2 protein-coding genes are annotated in these 1335 nt (G+C 67.6%); both read left to right on the forward strand.

All coding sequences use genetic code 11. The features are described 5' to 3' along the window. Nucleotides 1-186: 186 nt before the first annotated feature. Nucleotides 187-798 carry a sulfite oxidase-like oxidoreductase gene (locus EN742_RS35190; RefSeq protein ID WP_127406969.1) on the forward strand — a complete coding sequence of 204 codons (612 nt, stop codon included), beginning with the start codon at nucleotides 187-189 and terminating at the stop codon, nucleotides 796-798. Continuing rightward, nucleotides 795-1335 (forward strand): FAD-binding oxidoreductase (locus EN742_RS35195; protein WP_128333896.1); only part of this gene is annotated, 541 nt, incomplete at its 3' end. The genes EN742_RS35190 and EN742_RS35195, both read left to right, overlap by 4 nt.

The following is a 1335-nucleotide window of genomic DNA, read 5'->3' on the forward strand; positions in this document are numbered from 1 at the left end:
TGCTGCTCGTCGCCCGCGGCGACGAAGATCTGCGCGTCGCCGTGCCTTTCGCCGCAGGCTGAGGCCTGGCGCCGGCGACAGGCCAGACACAAGGCCCGCCGCCGGCATTTTTTCTGTTGCCCGCCGGGCCATCTTCGAGAACATTGCGCTGGGCCGGCAAACGGCCCCACGCAAAGGGATGTGCTGATGGTCACCCGTGGTTTCGTTTCCGGACGGCGTCCCCCCACGGACCATGACACGCGCATCCCGCCGGGCCAGTATCTCGAGCAGGGCTTCCCGGTGCTGTCGGCCGGGCCGACGCCGCATGTGCGCACCGAGGACTGGTCGTTCACCCTCAAGCACGGCCCTCGCCCGATCAAGAAATGGAACTGGGCCGAGTTCAGCGCGCTGCCGCTGACCAGGATGACGCGCGACATCCATTGCGTGACCGCCTGGACCAAGTTCGACACCGCCTGGCAAGGCGTGCTGGTCGACGACATCCTCGCCGATGCCGGCATCGCGCCGCCGACCGCCTACACGCTGGCGCTCTCGTTCGACGGCTACACCACCAATGTGCCGGCCAAGGATCTGCTCGACGGCAAGGCGATGGTGGCGCTGCTCTACGAGGGCAAGCCGATCACGCCGGACCATGGCGGACCGGCGCGGCTTCTTGTGCCGCATCTCTATTTCTGGAAGTCGGCGAAATGGCTGAACGGGCTGCAGTTCACCGAGCGCGACGAGCCGGGCTTCTGGGAATTGCGCGGCTACCATATCTATGGCGACCCGTGGCGCGAACAGCGCTATTCGGGCGATCCATGAGCGAGGCCTCGGCCGCGCAATCGCCCTGGCAGACGGCGAGGATCGTGCGCATCGAGAAACGCACGCCGCGTGTCACGAGCTTCTTCTTCAAGCTGTCGCGGCCTTTCCTCCACCTGGCCGGACAGCATGTCGACGTCAGGCTGACGGCGCCGGACGGCTATCAGGCGCGCCGCTCCTACTCCATTGCCTCGGCGCCGGAGAGCGCCGGCACGGTCGAGCTGGCGATCGAGAGGCTCGAGGATGGCGAGGTGTCGCCCTTCTTCCACGAGGTTGCGGCGGTCGGCGACGAGATCGAATTGCGCGGGCCGCTCGGCGGCCATTTCATCTGGTCGGCCGGTGATGGCGGGCCGATCCTGCTGGTGGGCGGCGGCTCAGGCGTGGTGCCGCTGATGGCGATGGTGCGTCACCGCAGCGTGCGGAAATCGGCCGCGCCGGTCGCTCTGGTGTTTTCGGCGCGGGTCTGGGACGAGGTGATCTTCCGCGACGAGTTGATCGGCCTCGACGACCGGCGCGGCCGATTTCCGCACGCTGCGGTGA

The organism is Mesorhizobium sp. M4A.F.Ca.ET.020.02.1.1 (genome assembly GCF_004022645.1).
Taxonomy (GTDB): Bacteria; Pseudomonadota; Alphaproteobacteria; order Rhizobiales; family Rhizobiaceae; genus Mesorhizobium.

Bases quoted from the DNA above. Each gene is read 5' to 3' on its own strand.
- EN742_RS35190 (WP_127406969.1), top strand. From the start codon at position 187: ATGGTCACCCGTGGTTTCGTTTCCGGACGGCGTCCCCCCACGGACCAT.